This is a genomic window from Spirilliplanes yamanashiensis, from assembly GCF_016863475.1.
GTDB lineage: Bacteria > Actinomycetota > Actinomycetes > Mycobacteriales > Micromonosporaceae > Spirilliplanes > Spirilliplanes yamanashiensis.
On sequence record NZ_BOOY01000034.1, the window covers coordinates 95,273 to 118,678 of the forward strand.

General features: G+C 74.5%; 24 protein-coding genes and 1 tRNA gene. 12 read left to right on the forward strand and 13 right to left on the reverse strand.

The genetic code is table 11. The features are described from left to right. Positions 1–130: 130 nt before the first annotated feature. Positions 131–1,462: a multidrug effflux MFS transporter gene (locus Sya03_RS24625; protein ID WP_203940777.1), complete on the reverse strand. Its 1,332-nt coding sequence runs from the start codon at positions 1,460–1,462 to the stop codon at positions 131–133. Positions 1,463–1,640: 178 nt separating this feature from the next. Between Sya03_RS24625 and Sya03_RS24630 the strand changes: the two genes are divergently transcribed. Next, the gene (locus tag Sya03_RS24630) at positions 1,641–2,678 is read left to right on the forward strand and encodes an NAD(P)-dependent alcohol dehydrogenase (protein ID WP_203940778.1); all 1,038 of its coding nucleotides are present in this window, start codon (positions 1,641–1,643) and stop codon (positions 2,676–2,678) included. A gap of 18 nt (positions 2,679–2,696) precedes the next feature. Here the strand turns inward: Sya03_RS24630 and Sya03_RS24635 are convergent, their stop codons facing one another. Then, positions 2,697–3,500: a cyclophilin-like fold protein gene (locus Sya03_RS24635; RefSeq protein ID WP_203940779.1), complete on the reverse strand. Its 804-nt coding sequence runs from the start codon at positions 3,498–3,500 to the stop codon at positions 2,697–2,699. A gap of 56 nt (positions 3,501–3,556) precedes the next feature. On the opposite strand from Sya03_RS24635, the gene Sya03_RS24640 reads away from it, so the two are divergent. Then, positions 3,557–4,417, forward strand: coding sequence for a helix-turn-helix transcriptional regulator (locus tag Sya03_RS24640; RefSeq protein ID WP_203940780.1), 861 nt, complete (start codon positions 3,557–3,559; stop codon positions 4,415–4,417). 18 nt (positions 4,418–4,435) lie between these two features. Beyond that, a complete protein-coding gene (locus tag Sya03_RS24645) occupies positions 4,436–5,170 on the forward strand; it encodes a phosphotransferase enzyme family protein (RefSeq protein ID WP_203940781.1) in 735 nt (244 codons plus the stop codon). A 21-nt stretch (positions 5,171–5,191) separates the two neighbouring features. On the opposite strand, the gene Sya03_RS24650 is transcribed toward Sya03_RS24645, so the two are convergent. Together Sya03_RS24650 and Sya03_RS24655 are read right to left on the reverse strand one after the other, a co-directional pair. Then, positions 5,192–6,106 (reverse strand): MBL fold metallo-hydrolase, encoded by a 915-nt coding sequence (locus Sya03_RS24650; RefSeq protein ID WP_203940782.1) that lies wholly within the window; start codon positions 6,104–6,106, stop codon positions 5,192–5,194. Continuing rightward, positions 6,103–6,534 carry a carboxymuconolactone decarboxylase family protein gene (locus tag Sya03_RS24655; protein ID WP_203940783.1) on the reverse strand — a complete coding sequence of 144 codons (432 nt, stop codon included), beginning with the start codon at positions 6,532–6,534 and terminating at the stop codon, positions 6,103–6,105. The genes Sya03_RS24650 and Sya03_RS24655 overlap by 4 nt, the downstream gene beginning before the upstream one ends. Before the next feature lie 79 nt (positions 6,535–6,613). On the opposite strand from Sya03_RS24655, the gene Sya03_RS24660 reads away from it, so the two are divergent. Next, positions 6,614–7,486 carry a LysR family transcriptional regulator gene (locus Sya03_RS24660; RefSeq protein WP_203940784.1) on the forward strand — a complete coding sequence of 291 codons (873 nt, stop codon included), beginning with the start codon at positions 6,614–6,616 and terminating at the stop codon, positions 7,484–7,486. A gap of 47 nt (positions 7,487–7,533) precedes the next feature. On the opposite strand, the gene Sya03_RS24665 is transcribed toward Sya03_RS24660, so the two are convergent. From Sya03_RS24665 to Sya03_RS24675, 3 genes are all read right to left on the reverse strand, one after another. Beyond that, on the reverse strand, positions 7,534–8,145 hold the full coding sequence (locus tag Sya03_RS24665; protein ID WP_203940785.1) for a YdeI/OmpD-associated family protein: 612 nt from the start codon (positions 8,143–8,145) through the stop codon (positions 7,534–7,536). 66 nt (positions 8,146–8,211) lie between these two features. Then, a complete protein-coding gene (locus Sya03_RS24670) occupies positions 8,212–8,904 on the reverse strand; it encodes a hypothetical protein (RefSeq protein WP_203940786.1) in 693 nt (230 codons plus the stop codon). 200 nt (positions 8,905–9,104) lie between these two features. Next, a complete protein-coding gene (locus Sya03_RS24675) occupies positions 9,105–9,371 on the reverse strand; it encodes an ATP-binding cassette domain-containing protein (RefSeq protein ID WP_203940787.1) in 267 nt (88 codons plus the stop codon). A 125-nt stretch (positions 9,372–9,496) separates the two neighbouring features. On the opposite strand from Sya03_RS24675, the gene Sya03_RS24680 reads away from it, so the two are divergent. The 3 genes from Sya03_RS24680 (at position 9,497) to Sya03_RS24690 (ending at position 12,787) form a co-directional block, all read left to right on the forward strand. Then, positions 9,497–10,030, forward strand: coding sequence for a SigE family RNA polymerase sigma factor (locus Sya03_RS24680; RefSeq protein WP_203940788.1), 534 nt, complete (start codon positions 9,497–9,499; stop codon positions 10,028–10,030). Next, positions 10,017–11,207 carry a hypothetical protein gene (locus tag Sya03_RS24685; protein WP_203940789.1) on the forward strand — a complete coding sequence of 397 codons (1,191 nt, stop codon included), beginning with the start codon at positions 10,017–10,019 and terminating at the stop codon, positions 11,205–11,207. The genes Sya03_RS24680 and Sya03_RS24685 overlap by 14 nt, the downstream gene beginning before the upstream one ends. Positions 11,208–11,329: 122 nt before the next feature. Then, positions 11,330–12,787 (forward strand): M28 family metallopeptidase, encoded by a 1,458-nt coding sequence (locus Sya03_RS24690; RefSeq protein WP_203940790.1) that lies wholly within the window; start codon positions 11,330–11,332, stop codon positions 12,785–12,787. Between the two features lie 177 nt (positions 12,788–12,964). Here the strand turns inward: Sya03_RS24690 and Sya03_RS24695 are convergent. Both Sya03_RS24695 and Sya03_RS24700 read right to left on the reverse strand, forming a co-directional pair. After that, a tRNA-Val gene (locus Sya03_RS24695) sits at positions 12,965–13,036 on the reverse strand. A 52-nt stretch (positions 13,037–13,088) separates the two neighbouring features. Then, the gene (locus tag Sya03_RS24700; protein ID WP_370872075.1) at positions 13,089–13,571 is read right to left on the reverse strand and encodes a TIGR02611 family protein; all 483 of its coding nucleotides are present in this window, start codon (positions 13,569–13,571) and stop codon (positions 13,089–13,091) included. Positions 13,572–13,896: 325 nt separating this feature from the next. On the opposite strand from Sya03_RS24700, the gene Sya03_RS24705 reads away from it, so the two are divergent. From Sya03_RS24705 to Sya03_RS24720, 4 genes are all read left to right on the forward strand, one after another. Then, a complete protein-coding gene (locus Sya03_RS24705; RefSeq protein WP_203940792.1) occupies positions 13,897–14,328 on the forward strand; it encodes an SsgA family sporulation/cell division regulator in 432 nt (143 codons plus the stop codon). Between the two features lie 190 nt (positions 14,329–14,518). Further along, the gene (locus Sya03_RS24710) at positions 14,519–15,499 is read left to right on the forward strand and encodes a helix-turn-helix domain-containing protein (protein ID WP_203940793.1); all 981 of its coding nucleotides are present in this window, start codon (positions 14,519–14,521) and stop codon (positions 15,497–15,499) included. A gap of 27 nt (positions 15,500–15,526) precedes the next feature. Continuing rightward, a complete protein-coding gene (locus tag Sya03_RS24715; protein WP_203940794.1) occupies positions 15,527–15,982 on the forward strand; it encodes an RrF2 family transcriptional regulator in 456 nt (151 codons plus the stop codon). Positions 15,983–16,062: 80 nt separating this feature from the next. Then, positions 16,063–16,236, forward strand: a complete 174-nt coding sequence (locus tag Sya03_RS24720) for a DUF4236 domain-containing protein (RefSeq protein ID WP_203940795.1) — start codon at positions 16,063–16,065, stop codon at positions 16,234–16,236. A 6-nt stretch (positions 16,237–16,242) separates the two neighbouring features. Here the strand turns inward: Sya03_RS24720 and Sya03_RS24725 are convergent, their stop codons facing one another. Both Sya03_RS24725 and Sya03_RS24730 read right to left on the reverse strand, forming a co-directional pair. Beyond that, on the reverse strand, positions 16,243–17,178 hold the full coding sequence (locus tag Sya03_RS24725) for a class I SAM-dependent methyltransferase (RefSeq protein WP_203940796.1): 936 nt from the start codon (positions 17,176–17,178) through the stop codon (positions 16,243–16,245). Between the two features lie 10 nt (positions 17,179–17,188). Further along, on the reverse strand, positions 17,189–17,707 hold the full coding sequence (locus Sya03_RS24730; protein ID WP_203940797.1) for a VOC family protein: 519 nt from the start codon (positions 17,705–17,707) through the stop codon (positions 17,189–17,191). A gap of 129 nt (positions 17,708–17,836) precedes the next feature. Between Sya03_RS24730 and Sya03_RS24735 the strand changes: the two genes are divergently transcribed. After that, positions 17,837–21,145 (forward strand): hypothetical protein, encoded by a 3,309-nt coding sequence (locus Sya03_RS24735; RefSeq protein WP_203940798.1) that lies wholly within the window; start codon positions 17,837–17,839, stop codon positions 21,143–21,145. Here the strand turns inward: Sya03_RS24735 and Sya03_RS24740 are convergent. Together Sya03_RS24740 and Sya03_RS24745 are read right to left on the reverse strand one after the other, a co-directional pair. After that, positions 21,142–21,927 (reverse strand): endonuclease/exonuclease/phosphatase family protein, encoded by a 786-nt coding sequence (locus Sya03_RS24740; protein WP_239107810.1) that lies wholly within the window; start codon positions 21,925–21,927, stop codon positions 21,142–21,144. The genes Sya03_RS24735 and Sya03_RS24740 overlap by 4 nt on opposite strands. After that, positions 21,924–23,399, reverse strand: a complete 1,476-nt coding sequence (locus Sya03_RS24745; RefSeq protein WP_203940799.1) for a phosphatase PAP2 family protein — start codon at positions 23,397–23,399, stop codon at positions 21,924–21,926. Before Sya03_RS24745 ends, Sya03_RS24740 begins: the two co-directional genes overlap by 4 nt. Positions 23,400–23,406: the final 7 nt, after the last annotated feature.

A 23,406-nucleotide genomic window follows, 5' to 3' on the forward strand; every position in this document is an offset into this window, starting at 1 on the left:
CCCCGGCCACACCGGCCACGTTGGACGACGGGTTCGCCCGGCACCCTCTGTTACTGTCCGAGCGCCCGAGCGCGCGGCCCCGTCCCGGCGGCCGCCCACCCCCATGCGCCGGACCCCCGTCACCGAGGAGTCACCCCCGATGCGTCTGACGCGCGTCCTGCTCGTCCTGACCGCCGCCACCCTCACCTGGACCGCCGGCATCATGGTCGCCGACGCCGCCCCGGTGCCGGCCGGGCCGTCCGTCCAGCACGCCCCGAACCTGTCGTCCGCCGAACGGCCCCGCTGACGCGCGGCGACCCGAGGCGCCCGGCCGGGCGAGCAGCAGGCCCGCCGTCGACAGCGCGACGCAGGCGATCATCAGCAGGGCCATCGGCACGGCGGTGTCCTCGCCGCCGAGCCCGGCGATCGGGGCGACGATCCCGGCGGCGATCCACTGGACGAAGCCGAGGACCGCCGAGCCGGTGCCGGGATGCCCGGGCACCTCGGCCGAGGCCAGCGCGCCGCCGTTGGGGCCGATGAGACCCTGCGCGGTCATCAGGACGGCGAAGCAGGCGACCGCGAGCAGCAGCGGCGTGTCCCACCACAGCGCCCCGGCGAGCATCGCCACCCCGGCGAGCAGGGCGGCGGCCTGGCCCACGGCGATGACGCGGCGGGTCGCGACGCGCCCGGCGAGCCGGGCGGCGACCAGCGCGGCCACCGTCATGCCGGCGGCGTTGGCGGCGAAGTCGGCCGAGTACGCGATCGGCGACATGCCGTTCATCGACTGCAGCACGAACGCCGACGTCGCCACGTACGCGAACACCGCACCCATCGCCGACCCGCTGACCAGCACGTAACCGACGTAGCGGCGGTTGCCCAGCACCTGGCGCCCGGCGACCGCGAACGCCCGCAGCCCACCGGCGTGCCGCCGCTGCGGCGGCAGCGTCTCGGGGACGGCCACCAGCACGGCCACGGTCATCGCCACCCCCATCGCGGCGACGGCCCAGAACGACACCCGCCAGTGCGACATCTGCAGGATGACCGCGCCGAGCAGCGGCCCGACGATCGGCGCGATGCCGCCGACGGCCGCGATGACGTTCAGCGCCCACACCAGGCGGGCGCCGCGCGCGAGATCGACGACGACCGCCCGGCCGATCACCATGGCCCAGCCACCGGCGAAGCCCTGCACGAAGCGGGCGGCCATCATGACGCCGATCGACGGTGTGAGCGCGCACACCACCGAGGCGACGGTCATGACGGCGATCGACGCGACCAGCAGCCGCCGCCGGCCGTGCCGGTCCGACACCGGGCCGCCCACGAGCTGCCCGAGCGCCATGCCGACGAAGAACGTGGTCAGCGTGAGCTGCACCTGCGTGGCGGTCGCCGACAGCTCGCCGGCCACCAGGGCGGTGGTGAGCCGGGCCCGGCGGCGCACCGGGACGGGCACGTCCGCCGGCGCCGGCGCGGTGGTCGGTGAAGGCACACGCCGAGCAAACCCGCCGCCCGCCGCGCCAGGAAGTCACCAGTGAGGGGTGTACCGGCAGTACACCCATGGTCAGTGCCTTCCACCGGGGCCGGCCGGCGCGTTTGCTGGGATGCGGACACACCGTCCGCCCCCGTGAGACCTCGCGGGGGCGAGCCCGGATCAGGGAGCAGTCCTCATGCGCGTACCCGCCTATGCCGCGTCGGCCGCCGGGCAGCCGCTGCGGCCCACCACCATCGAGCGCCGCGCCGTCGGCCCGAACGACGTGCTGATCGACATCACGCACGCCGGCATCTGCCACTCCGACATCCACACCGTCCGCGGCGAGTGGGGCCCGCAGCCCTTCCCCGTCGTCCCCGGCCACGAGATCATCGGCGTCGTCGCCGAGGTCGGCGCGGACGTCACCCGGCACCGCACCGGCGACCGGGTGGGCGTCGGCTGCATGGTCAACTCGTGCCGCGAGTGCGTCCACTGCCGCAACGGCAACGAGCAGTACTGCCTGAAGGGCGCCGCCTTCACGTACGCCGCCACGGACGTCGACGGCACCACCACCCAGGGCGGCTACGCCACCCACGTCGTCGTGGACGCCGACTTCGTGCTGGCCGTCCCGGAGAACCTCGACCCGGCCGCCGCCGCGCCGCTGCTCTGCGCGGGCATCACCACCTACGCGCCGCTGCGCCGCTGGGGCGCGGGCCCCGGCCGGAAGGTCGCCGTCGTCGGCCTCGGCGGCCTGGGCCACATGGCCGTCAAGCTCGCGCACGCGATGGGCGCCGAGGTCACGGTGCTGTCGCAGTCGCTGAAGAAGCGCGAGGACGCCCTGCGGCTCGGCGCCGACCACTACCACGCCACGTCGGACCCGGACACCTTCGACGAGCTCGCCGGCCGCTTCGACCTGATGATCAACACGGTCAGCGCCGACCTGGACATCAACGCCTACCTCGGCCTGCTGACGGTGGACGGCGCCCTGGTCAACGTCGGCGTCCCGCCCGGCGACATGACCGTCGCCCCGTCCCTGCTCGGCGCCCGGCGCACCCTCACCGGCTCGATGATCGGCGGCATCGCCCTGACCCAGGAGATGCTCGCCTTCTGCGCCGAGCACGGCATCGTCTCGGACGTCGAGGTGATCGCCGCGGACCGCATCAACGACGCCTACGAACGCGTCCTGGCCTCCGACGTCCGCTACCGCTTCGTCATCGACACGTCCACCATCGGCTGACCACCACGCTCCGAGGGTCTAGTCGCGGACCTCCCGGATCAGCCACACCCCCGCCGCCAGCCAGGCGGCGGACATGATGGACCAGTAGACCGACCACCCGACGTCGTCGACGGTGGTGAATCCGATGATGAGAAACACCACCGCCCCGCCGATGACCGCGGCGCCCCAGGCCCATCCGAAGCGGCTGCTGAGTGCCGCCAGCCCCAGGCAGGTAGCACTCAGCAGGACGGTCGCGGCGGCCCACAACGCTCTGTCGTTGCGCGGGAACACCTCGATCAGCGCGCCGCCGACGTAGATGATCGCGGCCGCGATCAGGTTGGCCACGACGTTGACGCCGACGTCTCGTATCAACCTGCGCGGCTGGAGGGCGCTGCCCTGGTCGGCCGCGTTCTCGGCTGTCGTCACACCGTCCACGTTATCCATCGGCCGCATCGGGCCCGGCAGCGCCGGCGGCCGGCAGCTCGACGGTGACGGTGATCGCGCCGTCCATGGCGGCGATGCGGGCTGCGGCGTCACCTCCAGCCGGCCGAGGATCACGATGCCGGGGAAATACGACTGGTCGCCGTGGTAGAGGACGAGGTCGTTGCCGGGGGCGTAGTACCCGACGTCCCCGACTGCGGGGTCGGCGTCGTCCGGCTGGCCGGCCCGGGACAGGGGCGCGGGCAGCGGCCCGGTCTTCTCGACCGCGCCGTGGTCGGTCATGTCGATGGTCAGGGGCAGCTGGGCGACGAGGTCGCGGCCGGCGGCGCTGTCATCGAGCGTGGCCCGGAGTCGCTGATCGCCGGTCCTGAGCTGGATCGCCGTCCCTGCGGAGGGGTGCACTGACAGGGCACCCCAGCTCGGCCCCGCGCCGCGCCGGCGCGCCCTACGCTCGGGGCATGGACAACCGTTCTGAGGTGCGTGAGTTCCTGACCACCCGCCGGGCCCGGTTGACCCCGGAGCAGGTCGACTTGCCGCCGACGCGCAGCCGCCGCGTCCCGGGCCTGCGGCGCAGCGAGGTCGCCGCGGTCGCCGGGCTGAGCGTGGAGTACTACGCGCGCCTCGAACGCGGGCAGATCGCCGGGGCGTCGTCCGGTGTCCTGGAGGCCCTGGCCCGCGCGTTGCAGCTCGACGACACGGAGCGGGCGCACCTGTTCGACCTCGCCCGCGCCGCGGACGGCATCCCGCCCTCGGGTCGGCCCCGGCGGCGCAGCGCCGCGAAGGCCGCGTCCCGCCTGAGTCTGCAGTGGGCGTTGGAGGCCATCACCGACGCGGTCGCGTTCGTGCGGGACCCGCAGCAGAACCTGCTGGCCACCAACGCGCTCGGCCGCGCGTTCTACTCCCCCGTGATCGGCGACGGCGGGCGCCAGCCGAACCTGGCCCGGTTCCAGTTCCTCGACCCGGCGTCGCGCGACTTCTACCCCGACTGGGACAGGTTCGCCGCCATGTGCGTCGGCGTCATGCGCACCGAGGCCGGCCGCGACCCGCACGACCGCGAGTTGCAGGACCTCGTCGGCGAGCTGTCCACCCGCAGCGAGGTCTTCCGCCGGCTCTGGGCCGGCCACGACGTCCGGACGCACGGCGCCGGCACGAAACGGTTCCAGCATCCCGTCGTGGGCGAGCTGACCCTCGCGTACGAGGAGCTCGCCATCACCGCCGAGCCGGGCCTGGTGCTGCTGGTGTACACCGCCGAACCCGGCTCGCCGTCCGCGGAACGCCTCCGCCTGCTCGCCTCCTGGGCGGCGGCGCCCACCGGCTGACGCCGTACACTTCGGCCGATGGGCTGGGAGGCACTCAAGCGGTGGGGCGACGACGCTGCCCGCGTCGAACCGCTCGCCGGCGGCGTCGCCAACGACGTGTGGATCGTGCGCGTCGGCGGGCGCCGCGCGGTCGGCCGCCTCGGTTCCCGCAGCGACGCCGACCTGGCGTGGGAGACCGGCCTGCTCGTCCACCTCGACCGCGCGGGCCTGACCGTGCCGGTGCCGATCCCGGCCGCGGACGGCCGGCTGTTCGCCGACGGCCTGGTGGTGTCGGCCTTCGTGGACGGCGGACCGCCCGAGTCGCCAGCCGACTGGCGGCGCGTGGCCGGCACGGTGCGGCAGCTGCACCGGTTGACGCGGGACTGGCCGCAGCGCCCCGGCTGGCGGTCGTCGGCCGACCTCCTGCACGCCGAGACGGGCACCCGGATCGACCTGCGCGCGATGCCCGCGGAGGGCGTCGCCCGATGCCGGGCGGCGTGGGCGCGGCTGGCCGGGCGCCCGACCTGCGTCGTGCACGGCGACCTGAACCCCGGCAACATCCGCCTGACCGCGGACCACGTCGCCCTCATCGACTGGGACGAGTCCCACGTCGACGTCCCCGACCTCGACCTCGACCTGCCCGGCAACGCCGCCGGCCTCGATGCCGCCACCCTCGACGTCGCCGCCCAGGCGTCGGCGGCGTGGGAGGCCGCCGTGTGCTGGAAGGACGACCACGCGGTCAGCCGCCTCGCCCAGGTCCGGCCGGTCGGCTGACGCCGGGCCGCCCTCGCGCGGTCAGGATTCGCTCCACAGGGGAATCGGGTCGTGGGCGCGCACGTCGTGGGCGGGCACCACGTGGACGCGGCCGGCCAGCGCGATGATGCGCCGCAGCGACGCCCGCACCCGGGCCGGGTCGACGTCCGCCAGCAGCTGGAGCACCTTCGGGCGCTCCGCGCGCAGGGTGACGCCCTCCGTCTGCCAGGTGAGGTCCCCGACGAAGGCGTACCGGCGGCCCCCGGGAAGGGTGACGAAGACGACGACCGAGCCGTCCGTGTGGCCGCCGGCCTCGACGATGACCACCGAGCCGTCGCCGTGGACGTCGTGGCTGGCGGGAAAGCCGAGGTACGGCGGCCCGTCGAACGTGTAGTGGTGGATCTCGTGGTGGCGCGTCACGTGCCGGAACACCCCGGCGTCTCTGGCCCGCGCCACGTACCGGGCCTCCGCCGGGTTCAGCCAGACCGGCGCGTCGAGACTGTCGAGGCCGCTGACGTGGTCCCAGTGGGCGTGCGTGATGACGACGCCGCGCAGCCGCGTCATGTCGTAGCCCTTCGCCCGGAGCTGGTCGCGGACGGTGGCGCCGGCCTCGTGCGGGGTGCGCCGGTACGACGGCATGGTGGCGAGGTGGGCGTCGACGTCCGCGCCGAACCCGGCGTCGATCAGCAGGTCGCCCGCCGGGTGCCGGACGAGCACGGCGGTGGCGGCGAACCGGCGGCGGTCGCGGAACGCTCCCCCGCGGTACGCCAGGAACGCGCGGTTCTCGTACGTCCCGGTCGGCAGCTGGTAGACCGCCATGGTGGGCGGCGGTACCGCCTCCGGCAGCGGGCCCGCCCACGGCTCCGGCGCCGGCAGGGGCGCGGGACGGAACGAGCGGACGATGGCGATCGCGGCGGCGAGGGCGGCGAGCGCGACGCCGCCCAGCAGGTAGCTCATGATTCCCCGTGGCTGCGCGCCGGCGCCGTGGGCGCGTCCGTCCGGAAGAAGTGGTGGATCTCCTCGGCCGCCGGCGACGTGCGCGCCTGCCCCACGTACAGCGACAGCAGGACGGTGAGCACCTCGAGCGCGGGCTGGTCGAGCCCGGCCCGGACCGCCCGCCGCAGGTGGGCGGTGAGCCGGTCGCCGCGCACGCCCGCACAGATCAGCGCGGTGACGACGGCGACGCTGCGGCTGCGGTCGTCGAGCGCCGGATCGTTCCACGCCGGCCCGCCGGCGGCGAGCACGGCCTCGCGGGCGAACCGCTCCCCCACCCGGCCGGCGAACACCCCCGGCAGGTCCGCCGGGGGGACGCCGAACGTCTCGGCGTACACCGCGACCCCGCGTGCCGTCCGTTCCCTCAACGGGTCGTTCTCGTCTTTGATCACCCTCCGATTGGACGCCCGGCGGCGCGCCGCGGTCCAACACCCGCTCCGCAGGGCCATACCCTGGCGGTATGGTGGCGGGGTGGTGGACCTGCGCTCCCTGGGCTACTTCGTCGCGGTGGCGGAGGAGCTCAACGTCAGCCGGGCCGCCGCCCGCCTGCACATGTCGCAGCCACCCCTGAGCCGGGCCATCCAGCAGCTGGAGGTCGACCTCGGCGCCGAGCTGTTCACCCGCTCCGCCCAGGGCATGACCCTGACGCCGGCCGGCCACGTGCTGCTCCCGGAGGCGCGCGACCTGCTCGCCCGCGCCGGGTCGCTGCCGTCGCTGATCGCACCGGCCGCCGACATGCGCACCATCACCATCGGCACCCTGGCCGACAGCGTCGACCGCGCCGGCGGCACACTGATCGACGCGTTCCGCTCCCGCTACCCGGGCGTCGAGATCCGCATCGTCGAGGGCGACCTCACCAACCCCACCGTCGGCGTCGACCGCGGCCACACCGACGTCGCCCTCACCCGCGGCCCGTTCCGCTCCCCGGCCGTCGCCGTCGCCGAACTCCGCCGCGACCCGGTCGGGGTCGTCCTGCGCGACGACGACCCGCTGGCCACCCGCGACCGGGTGGAGCTGGACGAGCTGCGGGACCGCCGCTGGTTCCGCGTCCCGGACGGCGCCGACCCGCTCTGGCGGGACTACTGGTCGGGCGGCCGCACCCACGCGGCCCACACCGACACCGTCGTGCGGACCGTCCGCGAATGCGTCCAGGCCGTCCTGTGGTCCGGCTGCATCGGCCTCGCCCCGCTCACCATCACCCGCCAGCCGGGCGTCGTCGTCGTCCCGATGGACGGCGTCGCGCCGAGCCCGCTGGTGGTGGCGTGGCGGCGCCGCGACCGCCGGCCCCTGGTTCACGGCTTCGTGGACATCGCGACGACCGCCGCCCGCCGGTCCCGCCCGTAGCCGGACTCAGTCCGCCGTGCCGTCGCCCTGCGCATCTGGACCCGCTGTCAGGACGCCGGCGGGTCCGCCGGTCGGGCTCGCTGCGGGTAGATCGTCTCGTGGCGGGCCAGCATCGCGACGCTCTCGGCGATCTTCCGGGCGCGCGTCTCGGCCCGCTTCACGCCGTTGACCCGGCCGATGACGGCGAAGCGGTTGGACTTGGTGAGCACGTCGAACATCGCCTGCGCCGCCGGGTCGGCGGCGATCGCGGCCAGCAGGTCGTCCGGCACCTGCACCTCCGACGGCGGTGCGTAGGCCGCCGCCCACCGCCCGTCGGCCTTGGCCGCGTCCACCGCGGCGCGGCCGGCGGGCCGCATCAGGCCGGCCGCCTCCAGCCGGGCCACGTTGGCGACGTTGCGCTGGGACCAGATGCTGCGGGGCCGGCGCGGGGTGAACCGGATCCAGGAACTCTCGTCGTCGCGCTTGCGGGCCTGCCCGTCGATCCAGCCGAAGCACAGGGCCTCGTCGACCGCCTGCTGCCAGGTCAGCGTGGTGACGGAGCCGCCCTTCCTGGTCAGCGCGAGCCACACGCCCGGTGAGGCGGTGTGGTTGTCCGTCAGCCAGGCGCGCAGCGCAGCGGCGTCGGCCACGATCAGCTCGTCCAGTTCGGCTCCTGCCACCACCGCAGGTTAGTCGAGGACATGGCCGCCGGGCCGTGCCTGGACCCGGCGGCTACGACTTTCCTGTCAGTTCATCGCCTCGGCGCGTTCGGCGGCGACCGGGAGCAGCCTGTCCACCAGCTTCTGGTTGCCGCTGCTCGCCTCGAAACCGGCGTCGGCAACCACCACGATGCCGTCGCCGACGACCGCCACACCGACGTACGCGGCGTGCTTGACCGGCGCGCCGTAGACGATGTCGGAGTCGATCTTCAGCATGACCATCTTGTCGCCCGTCCGGGTCACCGTCCAGCGGCGTTCGCCCCCGGCCGACGTGCCGGGGCAGCGCCGCACCGAATCCTTGATCTCGGCGAGCACGCGGCTCGCCGTGCCGGGCTCGTACCGCGCCACGTGGTTCACCACCACCGTGGGGCGGACGGCGCCCGCGTCGGCGTAGAGCGCCTGGCGCGTCGCCGCCGCCAGCCGCAGCCGGTCGCTGGCGTGCGGCTTGTCGCAGGCGTTCGGCGGCAGGAGGTAGGACCAGAACGTCGCGTCGGCCTTCTCCGGGGTGGCCCCGTCGAGGTCGCCGGGCTGGAGCAGCGCCTTGCCGGGCACGACGGGGCCGGCGGGTTCCGTGCTGGGCTGCGCGCCGCCCTGCGACGGCACGCCGGCCGCCGCGCCGGACGGGGCCGCGGGGATCTCCGAGGACGCCGCCGGGGCGCACCCGGCGACCGCGAGCGAGGTGAGCAGCGCCGCTGCGGGAATGACAAGGGATCTACGCATGGCCGGACACTAGGAAGCGACGTCAACGGTGCACGCCACTGCGGCGCCCGGCGCTCCGGGCCGCGCAGCCCCGGTTTGCCCGCTCCGTGTGGATTGGCGCCGGCGCCGGGAGCACCACCGCGCGGCCGACGCCGCCCTGCCCGCCACGATCGGCCGCCCGATCGGGCCGCCCCATCGGGCAGGCGGCACCTCCGCGAAGCTCAGGGGTGCGGCTGAAGGCCGCGGGCGCCGACGGTCGACGGCTCCGTCGGCACGACGAGCGGCCGGCCCGTCGCCGGGCTCTCCACGACGATGGCGTCGAGGGCGAACACGTCGCTGAGCACGTCGGACGTGACGACCCGGTCGGGCGGGCCGCCGGCCACGACGCGGCCCGACGCCATGGCGACGATGGTGTCGGCGTACCGGGCGGCCTGGTGGTTGAGGTCCCGCACCAGCTCCAGGACGTCGACCTGGTGGGCAACGATCACCGCACGCGCACCGAGATCCGCGCTGTCGGCGTGTCTCGAATAAGGCCCGAACACCTCATTTTTCCCGGTCGTGCAACCTTCTGGCGGGACGGCACCGTTCCACCTCCGTCTGAGGAGGCAGCCGATTGAAAGCCGACGACGAGCAAGCGTTCCGCGAGTTCGTGACGTCCCAGATGGCGTCCTTGCGGAAACTCGCCTACGTGACCTGCGGGGACTGGCACGCGGCGGAGGACGCCGTGGCCAACACGCTGGTCAAGCTCTACCCACGCTGGCGCAAGCTGGAACGACCGGATCTGTACGCCAAGACCATGGTCCTGCGGGCCGCGATCGACGAGAAACGCCGTCCGTGGCGGCGGGAACGGTCGGCCGGCGACGCCGTGCCCGACACCGCGGTGGGCGACGCCAGCGGGGTGACCGCCGAGCGGATGCGCCTGCGGTCCGCGCTCGCGGCGGTGCCCGCCGGCCAGCGGGCCGCCGTGGTCCTGCGGCACTACCTGGGACTCAGCCTGGAGGACACGGCCGTGATCCTCGGCTGCACCGTGGGCACCGCCAAGAGCCAGGCGTCGCGCGGGCTGGCCAAGCTGCGCGAGTTGCTGGCCGCCGAGGGCATCCATCTGACCGGGCAGACGACAGAGGAGTGGACCAGTGCAGTTGCGTGAATTCGTGGACACCGTGAGCGCCGGCGAGCCGCCGCTGACGCACAGCGCGGACGACATCGTCGCGGCGGGCCGGCGGGCCGAGCGGCGCCGCCGGGCCGGGCTGGCCTCGGCCGGTGCCGCCGGATTGGTCGTGGTCGCGGTGGCCGGTGCGTTCGCCCTGCCGTCGCTGACCGGCCCGGACGCGACCCGGCCGGACCCCGGTCCGGCCGCCCCCGCGGCGGCGGCTTCGGAGCCGGCCGCCTTCGACTTCACCTTCAAGGGGTACGACGCGGGCAGGTTCCACGTGAAGGACCCGATCGTGGTGTCCGCCGCGTACCAGATGTCGTCGATCTACATGGACGGCCGGTTCACCAACGACGAGTCGGTCGGCGACGTCAGCGAGGCCGAGCTGGCCGCCAACCGGTCCCGGCCGAGGCTGAACGCCTTCCTCACCGTCTACCGGCCGGGCGCGTTCGACCCCGAGGGGATCGAGGAGGGCACGGAGCTGACCGTGGCCGGGCGCCGCGCGGTGCAGGCGACGACCCAGGTCCACGCCGACCCACCGGCCGTCCCGGGTGGCGACAAGCTGCTCGCGTGGGAGTACGCCGACAACGCCTGGGCGACGGTGACGTCGCAGTCCAACGACGCCGCCGAGCCGTCCTTCGCCGACCTGGCCACGCTGGTCCCGGGTCTGCGGCAGAGCCCGGCGCGACCGGCCACCCTGCCGTTCACCGTGGGCCACGTGCCCGACGGCTATCAGGCGGTGCAGGTCGGCTCGCACGCGTCGATCGGGTTGGGTGGCATCTACCTGGCCCGGGACGGCGTCTACGGCGCCGTCGAGTACGACCGCGCGGCGCCGCCGACCACCGGCCTGACCAAGCCCTGGGAGCAGGGTGAGCGGGCACGGCGTAGCGGCACCTTCACGATCACGGTGCTGCCGAGCGAGAAGTCGAACTCGCCGGCCGAGCCCGGGAGGACCCGGTGCTTCACGTGGCACGCGTGCAGCATCTGGAGTGCCGACGGCAAGCTGGTGATCGAGGTCAGCGCCGGCGGTGCCGGCACGCCGTCGAGGAACTCGACCCCTTCCCGGGCTGACCTGTCGGACGCCGAGCTGACGAAGATCGCCGAGTCGGTCCGGCTGGCCGACCCCGAGGAGGACAGCACCTGGATCCCGGCCGGCCAGGCCGTGCGTCCGTAGCCGAACCGCCGGGGAAGGGCGCCGCTTCGAACGCGGCGCCCTTCCCTCTCAGCCGGGCAGCATGCCGGTGATGGCACACCGCCCGTCTGGACGCGCCGCACGACCGGGACAACTATCGATGTATGGCAGCCCATGACGGCCGGGCCACGGCGAGCCGGCGCACGTTCCTGTCCGCATCCGCCGCGGCGGGGGTCGCGGTCGGCGTCGGCGCCTCGGCCGGCGCGGAGCCCGCGGCGGCCGGCCCACCGCACAGCATGCCCGGAGGCGACGGTGCCCGCGGGCCGGGCCGCCGGGAGCGGCCACAGCCGCCCGGCCGCGACCTGCGCGTGCTGCTCGCCGAGGTCGACCGGCGGCGCATCGAGGCCACCGTCCGCCGGCTGGTCGCGTTCGGCACCCGGCACACGCTGAGCAGCCAGACCGATCCCGTCCGCGGCATCGGCGCCGCCCGCGACTGGATCTTCGCGGAGATGAGCCGGTACGCGGCCGCGTCCGGCGGCCGGATGACCGTGCAGCTGCAGGGGTACGTGCAGCAGCCCGCGCCGCGCATCCCCGTGCCGACGCGGATCACCAACGTCGTGGCGACCCTGCGCGGCGATGTCGCCCCGCAGCGCGTGTACGTGGTGACCGGCCACTACGACTCCCGGGTCACCGATGTGCTGAACGCGACCGCCGACTCACCCGGCGCCGACGACGACGCCTCCGGCGTGGCCGCCGTCATGGAGCTCGCCCGGGTGATGGCACGCCGCCGCACCGAGGCGACGATCGTCTTCGCCGCGGTGGCCGGTGAGGAGCAGGGCCTGTTCGGCTCGACGTACCTCGCCGAGCAGCTGCGGCTCGCCGGCGCCGACGTGCAGGGCATGTTCAGCAACGACATCGTCGGCAGCAGCACCGCCGACGACGGCACCCGCGACCCGCACCGCGTGCGGCTGTTCAGCGAGGGTGTGCCGACGTCGGAGACGCCCGAGCAGGCGGCGATCCGCCGATCCATCGGCGGCGAGAACGACTCCTCGTCCCGGCAGCTCGCCCGGTTCGTGCGCAGCGTGGCGGCCAACCGCGCCACCGGCATGGACATCTGGATGATCTACCGCCGGGACCGGTTCCTGCGCGGCAGCGACCACATCCCCTTCCTCGAGCGCGGCTGGCCGGCCGGGCGCTTCACCGAACCGGCCGAGAACTTCGCACACCAGCACCAGGACGTCCGGGTGGAGAACGGCGTGCAGTACGGCGACCTGCCGCAGTTCTGCGACTTCGGCTACATCACCCGCGTCGCCCGGGTCAACGGCGCGGCCCTGTGGTCGCTGGCCCAGGGGCCCGGCACGCCGAGGGGCGTCACCGTGGACACGTCGGCACTCACCAACGACACCACGCTGCGCTGGATCCGCGGCACCGAGCCGGACCTCGCCGGGTACGAGCTGGTGTGGCGCGACAGCACCACGCCGTACTGGACGCACGTCATCGGCGTCGGCGACGTCACCGAGGCGGTGATCGACCTGTCCAAGGACAACGTCCAGTTCGGGGTGCGGGCGGTGGACCGGGCCGGACACCGCAGCCCAGCGGCCGCCCCCACGCCCTCCCGCTAGGACGTCGACCACGCGCGGGCCCGGAGGCCCGGACGGCGCCGACGCGGCTCTGCGCCGACGTCACCGCGCCGCCGGTCGGCTCGCGTCTTCGCGGCCGATGAGCGGTAGTCACTCAGCTAGTCACCCGCACGTGCAGAGAGGCCACTTCCATCAATGGGAAGTGGCCTCTGAGCTGCGTGGGCGATACTGGGATCGAACCAGTGACCCCTTCGGTGTGAACGAAGTGCTCTCCCGCTGAGCTAATCGCCCGCAACGGATCCGAACTCTACCGGACCGTCCCCCCGCCGCAAAAACCGCCCCCTCAGCGAGTCCCCAAGAACTTCATCGCCACGTCCCACAGATCGACCCCGAGGCTCATCTTCACGGACGCCCACACGACGAAGCTGATGAAGACGAACCCGACGAGCCCGATGACGAAGCGGAGCCCGAGGCTCTGGCGGGTGACCCAGGTGGTCCAGCTGCGGACGTGCCGGCGGGTGAACTCGAGCAGCCGGTGGGCCCAGTGGAACTCCAGCGCCCAGACGGCCAGGCCGAGGATCACGATCGCCCAGCCGGGGCCGGGGAGCGGGATCAGCGCGATGCCGACCGCCACGATGAGGCCGCCGAGGATGCCGACGGTGATCTTGAGGGCGAGCCGGCCGGTGGGGTTGGCGCGGATCGGGTCGAGGAGGCGGTGCAGCCGGGCCATCGGGCCGTGGCCGTGGTGGTGGCCGGCGTGGCCGGCAGGGGCGGTGGTGTCACCTTCGGGCGAACCGTCGGCGGTGGGGGGTACGGGCGCGGACATCTCCGTCACTCTACGACCAGGAGACGTTGTGACCGGTTCTGTGCTCATTTCCTCCGCCAGTGTCCTTGCGCCCCGTCACTACCCGGCAGGAATCGACGTTACCGGAGTAAGTCAACTGCTGAACCCACCCGACGCCGGGCGGAACCGAGTACCTGGGCAGAACTGGACAAGATACCGTTAATCGCCTTGCCGTAAGGGGTTTTCGGGACCGTCTTCCCACTACTGGGTGAGATCAGCGTATGGCGGAGCGTAACCAGGAGTATCACCACAGTATGGGAGACGCGGGGCTCACCAGCCCCGCAGCGGTGCCGGGGGGAGTTCGTCCATGAGTGCCATTCGTCCGACGACCGTTGAGGTCGAAACCTCGCTGCGGCTCGTCGCGCCTGACGCCACGGCTTTGCCCGTGCGCGCCAGTCTGCGCTACGACCCAGCCGACCCGTATGCAGTCCACGTCCTGTTCCACGCGGAATCAGCCGGTGGGGAAGCCGTTAGCTGGTCCTTCGCGCGGGAACTGCTGGTCACCGGGCTCGACGAGCCCGCGGGCATCGGTGATGTCCGGGTCTGGCCGTGGGCTACGCCCAGGGGCGACTTCGTCGCCCTGGCGCTGTCGTCTCCGGACGGCAACGCCTTGTTCGAAGTGCCGCGGAGCGTTCTGGTCCGTTTCCTGCGCCGTACCTATGTCGTGGTGCCGCGCGGCCGGGAATCGGAGCACCTGGACGTCGATGCGGCGGTCAACCGGCTGCTGGCCGGGCGGTAGAAGCAACGGAAAAGGGACGACCCGCTCGGACACTGCCGGTCCGGGCGGGTCGTTCTTTTCTGGGCACGAATAAAAGGAAACGGACAAAAACCCGTCAGTACGCCTTACGGGGCGGAAAAGCGAAGAACATATCGGTACGGCGCGCAGCATGGTCAGCGGGACGAGCCGTCGCCCGCTAACGTCGTTGCCGATGCTCGCTTTCGGTCAGCACAGCCCGTCCCGCCCGCCGGTCCCGACGGCGCCCGGCCCCGCCGGCGTGGCGACGTACCCCCTGGGCTCCTCCGATCTGGCCGCCCCCGCGGGGCGGCCCCGGTGCCTCGATCATCACCTGCTGCTGCTGGTCGATGCGGGGCACGGCGAGCTGATCGTCGACTTCGTGGCGCGGCCCTGCCGGCCCGGCACGCTGCTGTGGGTGCGGCCGGGGCAGGCCGTGCAGGCGGGCGCGGGGTCCGGGCTCGACGCGGTGCTCGTCGTGTGGGACAGCTCCGTGCACCCCACGCCCGAGCTCACCGGCATGCCGGCCGACGACCCGTTCGGGCCCGGGCACTGGCAGCTCGCCGGCGAGGACGAGGACGCGATCATCAGCGAGGTCAGCCAGCTGGTCGTCGACTGCGAGCGGCTGGAGCGCGAGCACCGCGACAGCGGCGCGCTCGGCGCGGCGCTCGTCCAGCACGAGCTGGCCGTCCTGCTGCTGCGGGTCGGGCTGCTCAGCGCGCCGCACCTGCCGCGGCTGAGCCGGGCCGAGGCGCGCACGTTCGAGCGGTTCCGGGCGTTGCTGGAGGAGCAGCACGCGCAGACCCGGCGGGTCGAGGAGTACGCGGCGGCGCTCGGCTGCTCCGTGCGTACCCTCACCCGGGCCGGGCTGGCCGCGACCGGGCGCAGCGCGAAGCAGCTCATCGACGACCGGGTGGCGCTGGCCGCGAAGCGGATGCTGGCCTGCACCGACCTGGCGGTGGCCGAGATCGGCCGCCGGCTGGGGTTCGCCGAGCCGACCAACTTCGGGCGGTTCTTCCACCGCTCCGCCGGGTGCAGCCCCGGCGCGTTCCGGGCCGCCGCGACCGCCGCTCCCCCACCGGCGGCGACGCCCGGCAGCCAGATCCCTACGCAACGTCGATCATCCGACACGCCGGTACGCCAGAATTCCCATATTTCCCGGGGGGCGCGAGGCTGATCGGCCCCGACACGGCATGATGGAAAGGTGCAGATCTCCGCGCGTGGCGACTATGCGGTCCGGGCCGCTCTCAGTCTGGCCAACGCCTACCCGGCGCTGATGTCGGCCCAAGCCGTCGCGCAAGACCAGGCCATGCCCCGCAAGTTCCTCGAAGCCGTCCTCGCCGACCTGCGGCGGGCCGGCATCGTGCGCGCCCAGCGCGGCGCCGAGGGCGGCTACACCCTGTCGCAGCCGCCCCGCGACATCACCGTCGGGCAGATCCTGCGCGCCGTCGACGGCCCGCTCGCCGGGGTGCGCGGGCTGCGGCCCGAGGAGACCCGGTACGAGGGGGCGGCCGAGAACCTGCCGAACCTGTGGGTCGCCGTGCGCGCCGCCGTCCGCGAGGTCGTCGACGAGGTCAGCCTGGCCGAGCTGGTCAGCGGCAAGATGCCGGCGCACGTGCGCAAGCTGACCACCCTGCCGGACGCCTGGCAGCCGCGCTAGCCGTCCACACCCGACGTTTGCGGCGGAACCGCGCCCGGGTACTTCCCTGACCGTCAGGTCAGCCACGGAAGGAACCGGCCATGCCCATCGTGTTTCGCAAGCGGAAGAAGATCGGCCCGATCATCCTGAACTTCACCGAGAACGGGTTCTCGTCGTGGAGCATCAAGATCGGCCGCTGGTCCTGGAACTCGAAGGCCAAGGCGCACCGCTACGACCTGCCAGGCCCCGTGTCCTGGCGCTCGAAGAAGGGCTGACGCCGCTCAGCCCACACTGATGACGACGTCGCCCCCGAGCCGGCCGTGCTCGGGGTCGCGGCGCACCGCCCCCGACGTGACCAGCGTGGACAGCACCCGGGTCACGTCGGCGGCCCGGTAGACGGTGTCGGTCAGCGCGAACGTCCGCAGCTGCGTCACCGTCCGCTCCCCCGCCTGCTCCAGGTGCGCCACCAGCTCGCGGCGCAGCGGCCCCGGGTGCGGGTTGAGCGAGATGTCGATCAGGTGGCCGTCGGGGTCGCCCGGGTCGCGGTACCGCACCCCGGCGAACTCGTCCACCGCCCACAGCGCGTCCTTGAACGCCTCCAGGCTCTTGCCGGAGGTCGTGGCGAACACCGCCAGCTGCGCCTCGTCGCCCGCCACCAGCTCGACGGCCGCGGCCAGCGGGAACCCGATCGCGTCCAGCGCCGACCGGTAGGCCTCGACCAGCGCCGCCCGCCCGTGCGCGCCCGGCAGGCTCGCGGCGGCCCGCCAGCGGTCGTCGCCGTACAACCGGTCGCCGCCCGCGGCCAGGGCGTCCGGCGCCAGGAAGACCAGGGCCTCGGCCGGCTTGCCGGCCCGCAGCGCGGCCACCGTGTCCAGCGCCGGCGGCGTGGCCGCGGCGCCCGCGTCGAGGCAGCCGAAGACCGGCGCGGCGGCCGCGCCGGCCGCCTTGAGCGCCACGGCGAGGCGCTCGTCGGTCTCGCCGTCGACCCGCAACACCCCCGGGGGTACGGGGGCATGCCCGACCGTCAGCATCGTCAGTTGCCGCCCCCGGGCCGACTCCGTCAGCTCGGCCAGCGCCGCCGCGGCAGCCTGGACCGTGGCGGGGTCGTCGGCGTAGCCCAGCGCGAAGGTGGCCCGGCGGGCGCGCAGGGCGCCGCCCGCCCAGCTCTCCAACCGGCGGATCAGCAGCTCCCGCTTCACCGCGGCCAGGGGCGTCATACCTGCCTTTCTACACGGGTACGGAGATCCCCACGCCCCCGCGGGTGGCGCCGCCGTACCGCTGCTTCTCCTTGGCGAGGTCCAGCGGGCGGATCCGCTTGCGCGCGTCCAGCGCCTGCTGGTCGAGCAGGGCGGCGGGGATGAGCCAGATCACCTCGAACTCCAGGCCGTCGGGGTCGCGCCCGTACAGGCTCTTGGTGGAGCCGTGGTCGGAGGTGCCGACGAGCGCGCCCGCGTTCGCCAGGCGGGCCATCGTCGCCTCCAGCTCATCGAGCGTGTCGACCTCCCACGCCAGGTGGTAGAGGCCCACCGCGCCGCGGCCGGCGGGCGACGGGGCCGCGCCGGCGACCTCGAACAGGCCGAGGTCGTGGTCGTTGGTGGAGTCCGGCGCCTGGAGGAACGCGGCGCCGCGGAAGCCGTCGGGGGTCATCCCGACCGGCCGGAAGCCGAGCACGTCACGGTAGAAGGCGACGCTGCGGTCGAGGTCGCTGACGTAGAGGACTGCGTGGTTCAACCTGAAGACACCCATGCCGTCAGTATACTTCAAACTTCAAGTTTCTGCTCGATGCGCCAATCTGCCCGCCCATGCCGGACAGATCGGGCAGGTCGCCCCGGCGTGACTTGTACCTACCGTGGCCGAGCCAGCACTATGAGGCACGTGTCTTCCCGGCTCGACGACTTCTCCCGGCTCGACGACCTGACGGCGCAGGCCCGGGCGCTCACCACCGCCGGGGATCTCCCCGCCGCCCGAGCCCTGCTGGACGCCGCCTTGGCCCCCGTGGACGCCGACCCCCGCCGCGCCACCCCGCCCGCCGCCGACGCCGCCGCCCTCCAGGCGCAGATCCTCGTCGCGCTCGGCGAGGCGTACGCCGCGCAACCCTGGGCCGGCTACGCCCACAGCGCCCACCGCCGCCTGCACGGCGCGACAGACGAACGCACCGTCGCCGCCGCCGCCACGTTCGCCGTCGTCCTGCACCGGCTCGGCGCCCACGCCCGCGCCGCCACCCTGTACTCCGAGGTCGTCCACCAGCTCACCCGCAGCGAGGGCCCGGACTCCCCGCGCGTCCTGGCCGCCCTCGCCGACCTGGCCGTCGCCGAACACGCCGAGGGCCTGTGCCACTCGGCCCGCACCCGCCTCACCGAGGCGTGGAGCCGCTACCGCAGCACCTTCGGCGAGGCCGACCCCGCCGGCATCAAGATGCTCGCCCGCCTCGGCGCGATGGAACGCGACTGCGGCCACGACGCCGCCGCCGCCCGCCACCTCGCCGACGCCCACGCCCTGTGCGCCCGCCACCTGCCCCAGAACCACCCCCTGGGCTACCAGGTCGACGCCCTGTCCCGCGCCACCCCGGACCCCCACCACCGCCGCACCCACACCGGCCGCCACCACGACGCCACCCCCACCGGCGCCTCCCCCGACGACACCGTCCTCGTCGAACCGCCCAAGCACGCCGCCGAGGTCCGCTTCGACCCCCCGCCGGTCCCCCACCCCCGCACGGCCCCGACCCCGGTCAGCGCCCCGCCCGCACCCCCCACCCCGGCGAACGCCCCACCCGTGGCCCCCCACCCGGCCAACACCCCACCGACCGCCCCACCCCCGGCCAACGGCCCGGCCTCCGGCCCCCCACCCCGCCCGGCCGACCTCACCGACACGGCGGAAACCCCGGTCGTCTCCCCGCCACCCCCACCCCGCCCGGCGGACCTGACCGACACCGCCGAGGTCCCGGTCATCACCGACGACACACCCCCGCCCTCCGCGGCCCGCGCAGCGGACGGGCCGCCCCGCGCGGGCACGGCTCCGGCCGCGGGCCGGGGTGACGCGCGGGACCGGGCGGTGGTGCCTGACCACGCCGCGGGAGCACCCTCCGGCATGGACCGGGACACGGTGCGCGAACGGGGGGCGGGTGTCACGTGGGCCCCGGACCGGGGCGCGGTGGGCGACCACTCCGACGGCGCGGCGCAGGCCGCGGACCCGGACCAGACCGCGGTCCTCCACCACCCCGCGGGCCCGGCGCAGGCTTCGGACGTGGACCAGACCGCGGTGCTCCACCACCCGGCGGGCTCGACCCGGGCTCCGGACATGGACCAGACCGCGGCCCGGGACCGCACCACGGGCCCGGCCCCGGCCCAGGACCGGACCGCGCTGCACGACCGCACCGCGGGCGCAGGCCCGGCCTCGGATCGGGACATGACCGGGGGCCGCAACCGCACCATGGGCCGAGGCCAGGCCACGGACCGGGACCAGACCGCGCACCGCGACCAGACGACGGGTGCCACGCTGGCCCCGGACCAGACCGCGGCCCACAACCGCACCGCAGGTGCCACCCAGGCCCCGGACCCGGGCCAGACCGCGGCCCACGACCGCAGCGCAGGCATGGACCCGGCCTCGGCAATGGACCAGACCGCGGCCCACAACCGCACCGCAGGTGCCACCCGGGCCCCGGACCCGGACCAGACCGCGGCCCACGACCACGCCGCGGGCGCAGGCCCGGCCTCGGACCTGAACAAGACCGCAATCGGTAGCCACACCGCGGGAGTAACTCGAACCCCAGGTCCGGACCAGGCCGCTGCCCGCAACCACACCGCGGGTGTTGCCCGATCCCCCGACCCGGACCAGACCGCGGCCCACGACCGCACGGCGGGCGACGGCCCGGCCTCAGCCATGGACATGGCCGCGGCCCGCAACCGCACCACGGGTGCCACCCCGGCCCCTGACCCGGACCAAACCGCGGCCCGCGCCCACGCCACGGGCGCGGGCCCGAATCGGACCGCTGACCTGGGCCAGACCGACCGCCCGGACGAGACCGAGGCGCGAAGCCGGACCGAGCAGCGCGACCGGACCCCGGGCACCTCCTTCACCGCGAGCCCGACCACCGGCCCGGATCACACCGACGACCAGGGCCGGCCTACGGCCCGGGACCGAGACGCCGAACAGGATGACGGCCGGGCAGGGACGCCGTGGGACGGGTCCGATGTCGAGCGGGGTCCGCGGGTGGGCCGGGGCACGGTGGCGCCGCCGCCCGTGCAGCCGCCGGTGCCCGAGGCGTTGCGGGAGCATGACATGTACCGGCGCGATTATGTGCCCGGTGAGCGGGCCACCGCCGGGCGGGACATCGATCTCGGGGATCCGGACGCGGCGCGGCAATGGCAGGTGCCGGGGTTGCGGGCGCCGTTGACGCGGCACGACGGGGTGCCGGGGCGGTGGGCGCCGTCGGGGCCACCGCCGCGGGACGAGGAGCGGGCGCCGGAGCCGGTGCGGGAAGTCGAGCAGCCGGCCGAACCTGAGGAGCCGGCGGCTGAGGTCGCGCCGGCCGGTGGGGTCGTCGAGCGACAGGAGCCGGGGAAGCGACGGCGGGGGCGGCGGCGGGCGGAACCGCGGGCGGAGCAGCGCAGCGGGCCGCGGGTGGCGCGGCCGATGCCGGGGTGGCAGCCGCCGCCGCCGATTCCGATCGGTGGGGCGCGGTACCGGCCGACCGGGGAGCCGTTGACCGACACCGATTATCGGCTGGCCCGGTTGTTGCCGGAGGCCGCCGGGCGGGAGGGGGCCGGCCGGCAGGCGGCGATCAACGTGGTGGCGCTGGTGCTGGCGGCCGTGATGGTGGCGGCGGTGGGGCTGGTGGCGTTGACGCGCGGGCGGGGCACGGCGCCGCCGGAGCCGGGGGCGGCGGGGACGTCGGCGGCGGGGCAGCCGGTGGGTGGGCCGGTGACGCCGCGCAACCTGCGGCTGCGGGACGCCGGGACGCAGGTGACGCTGGACTGGTCGGTGCCGGCGAACTCGCGGGACGTGCCGGTGGAGGTGTACGCGGCGCGGCAGGGCGACACGCCGGGCCCGCACCAGAAGCTGGCGCCGGGCACCGAGCGGTACGTCATGTTCAGCCTGCTGGAGGACCAGAACTACTGCTTCGCGGTGGCGCTGCTGCACCCGGACGGCGCGGGCACCTCCGCGCCCCTGTGCACGAAGCGCTAGAGCAGGTCCAGGTCGAGGTCGGCGACGACCGGGTAGTGGTCGGAGGCGTGTTCGGTGTCGCCGCCGCGCAGCACCGCGCAGCCGCGCCGGGCGGCCGCGACGGCGGGGGTGGCGAGCAGGTAGTCCAGGCGCATGCCGGAGAACTCGCGGCCGCCGCCCCGGGTGGTGGGGGCGGTGAGGCCGGCGGCGTCGTCGGCGCCGGCCGGCCACAGGTCGGTGAAGCCTGCCGCGGTGAGGGCGGCGATCGTCGAGGTGTCCGGGTCGCCGCCGGCGGTGAGGTGGCGGCGGCGGTACAGGGCGGGCAGCCGGGCGAGGCGGTCGGTGTGGTCGGCGCCGGGGGCGAGGGCGTTCAGGTCGCCGGCGAGCACGAGCAGGCCGCGGGGGCGGGCGACGGTGGCGGCGAGCCAGGTGGCCTCGCGGGCGCGCCGGCGCGGGTTGAACGGGTTGAGGTGGGTGCTGACCAGCGTCAGGTCGCCGCCGGAGGTGCGCACCGTGGCGGAGGCGGCGGCGTGGTGCAGCCGCCACCGCACGGTGCGGCGGCGCAGGATCGCGGCGGGGCGGCGCACCAGCACGGCGACGGGCTGGCCGAACGCCGAGCGCGCCAGCACGGCGTCCATGCCGAGCGCGCCGGACAGCTCGGCGAGGGCGGTGCCGCGGTGGAAGTCGCGCAGTTCCTGCAGGGCGAGCAGGTCGGGCGCCGCCTCGCGCAGCACCGACGTGATCGCGGGCAGCCGCGTACCCCCGCCGGTCTTGATGTTCCAGGTCATGACGCGCAGCGTCACGCCGTGACCTCCGCGCGGGCGGCGGCGGGGGTCTCGACCGGCTCGACGGTGCGGGTCTCGGCGTTGGGGCGCAGCACCCAGTAGAGCAGGCCGATCCACAGGCCGGTGAGGATCATCGCGCCGACGAAGTCGGTGGGGTGGTGCATGCCGCGGTACATGCGCGACACGGCCACGCCGACGGGCATGACGACGGCGAGGACGACGAAGATCCACCGCGTCCAGTGCCGCAGCCGGGGCAGCATGAGCACGGCGATGGCGACCCAGAGGCACATCGTGGCGGCGATGTGGCCGGACGGGAACGCGGACGTGGGCAGCTGGCCGTCGAGCTGCTCGACGGGCGGGCGGGGGCGGCCGACGGCGTGCGAGGCGGCGAGGAACAGGGTCAGCTCTCCGGCCATGGTGAGGGCGATGAACAGCACCGGGCGCCAGCGCCGCCAGACCGCGAGGACCACCGGGCAGAACACCAGCGACACGAGCAGGATGGCGTGGGTGTCGCCGGCCTTGCTCCACAGGTAGCTGATGTCGTCGAGGGCGGGGGTGCGCTGGTCGGCGAACCAGCGGGACACGCCCATGTCGACGGTGTCGACCCAGGTGTCCTTGAGCCGGTAGCTGACGAGCATGCCGAACGCGTACAGGGTGCCGAAGACCAGGACCCAGCCGACGAGGATCTCCGCGACGCCGGCCCACGGGTGCGGCAGGACCTTCTCCTCGTCGGGGGCGGGGGTGATGTCGCGGGCCGCCTCGGGCTCCAGTCCGTCGAGGACGGCGACGGGCGCATCGCCCGACTCGGTGCGCCAGATGCGGAAGGCGTGCGCGGTGACGCCGAGCCAGGCGGCGCCGAGCAGCCAGCCGCCGAGCACGTCGGAGACGAAGTGGACGCCGAGCATGACCCGGGTGACGCCGACGGCGACGATCACCAGGGCGACCAGGCCGATGGCGAGCGGCCGCCAGCGCTTGCGGACGGCGGGCAGGAAGACCAGCAGCAGCGCGCCGTAGGCGACCATCGAGCCGAGCGCGTGCCCGCTGGGGAAGCTGTTGCCGGGGGCGGCGGCGACGGGAATGTCGACGACGGGGCGCAGCCGGCCGACGAGCGCCTTGAGCGACGGGTCGAGGAACAGCGCGCCGAGCCCGGCGACGGTGACGTACAGGGCGAGGCGGGTGCGGCGGCGCACCATCAGCAGCAGGACGGCGACGGTGACCAGCCACAGCAGCACGGGCCGCCCGCCGAGCCGGGAGATCGCCTCCAGCACGGTGACGACGGGCGGGTGCGGCGCGACGAGGTCGTTGGCGGCCTGGGCGACGCCGCTGTCGGCGTCGTACAGCGGGCCGACCCGGAACCGCACGAGGGTCAGCAGCAGGCCGAACCCGGCTCCGGCCGCCAGGACGATGAGCAGTCCGAGGAGGCTGCGCTCGGTGAAGTGTCGCAGGGGGCGCCATCCGAGGGGGCGGATGCGACCGGCGGTCGTCGTCATGGCGCGG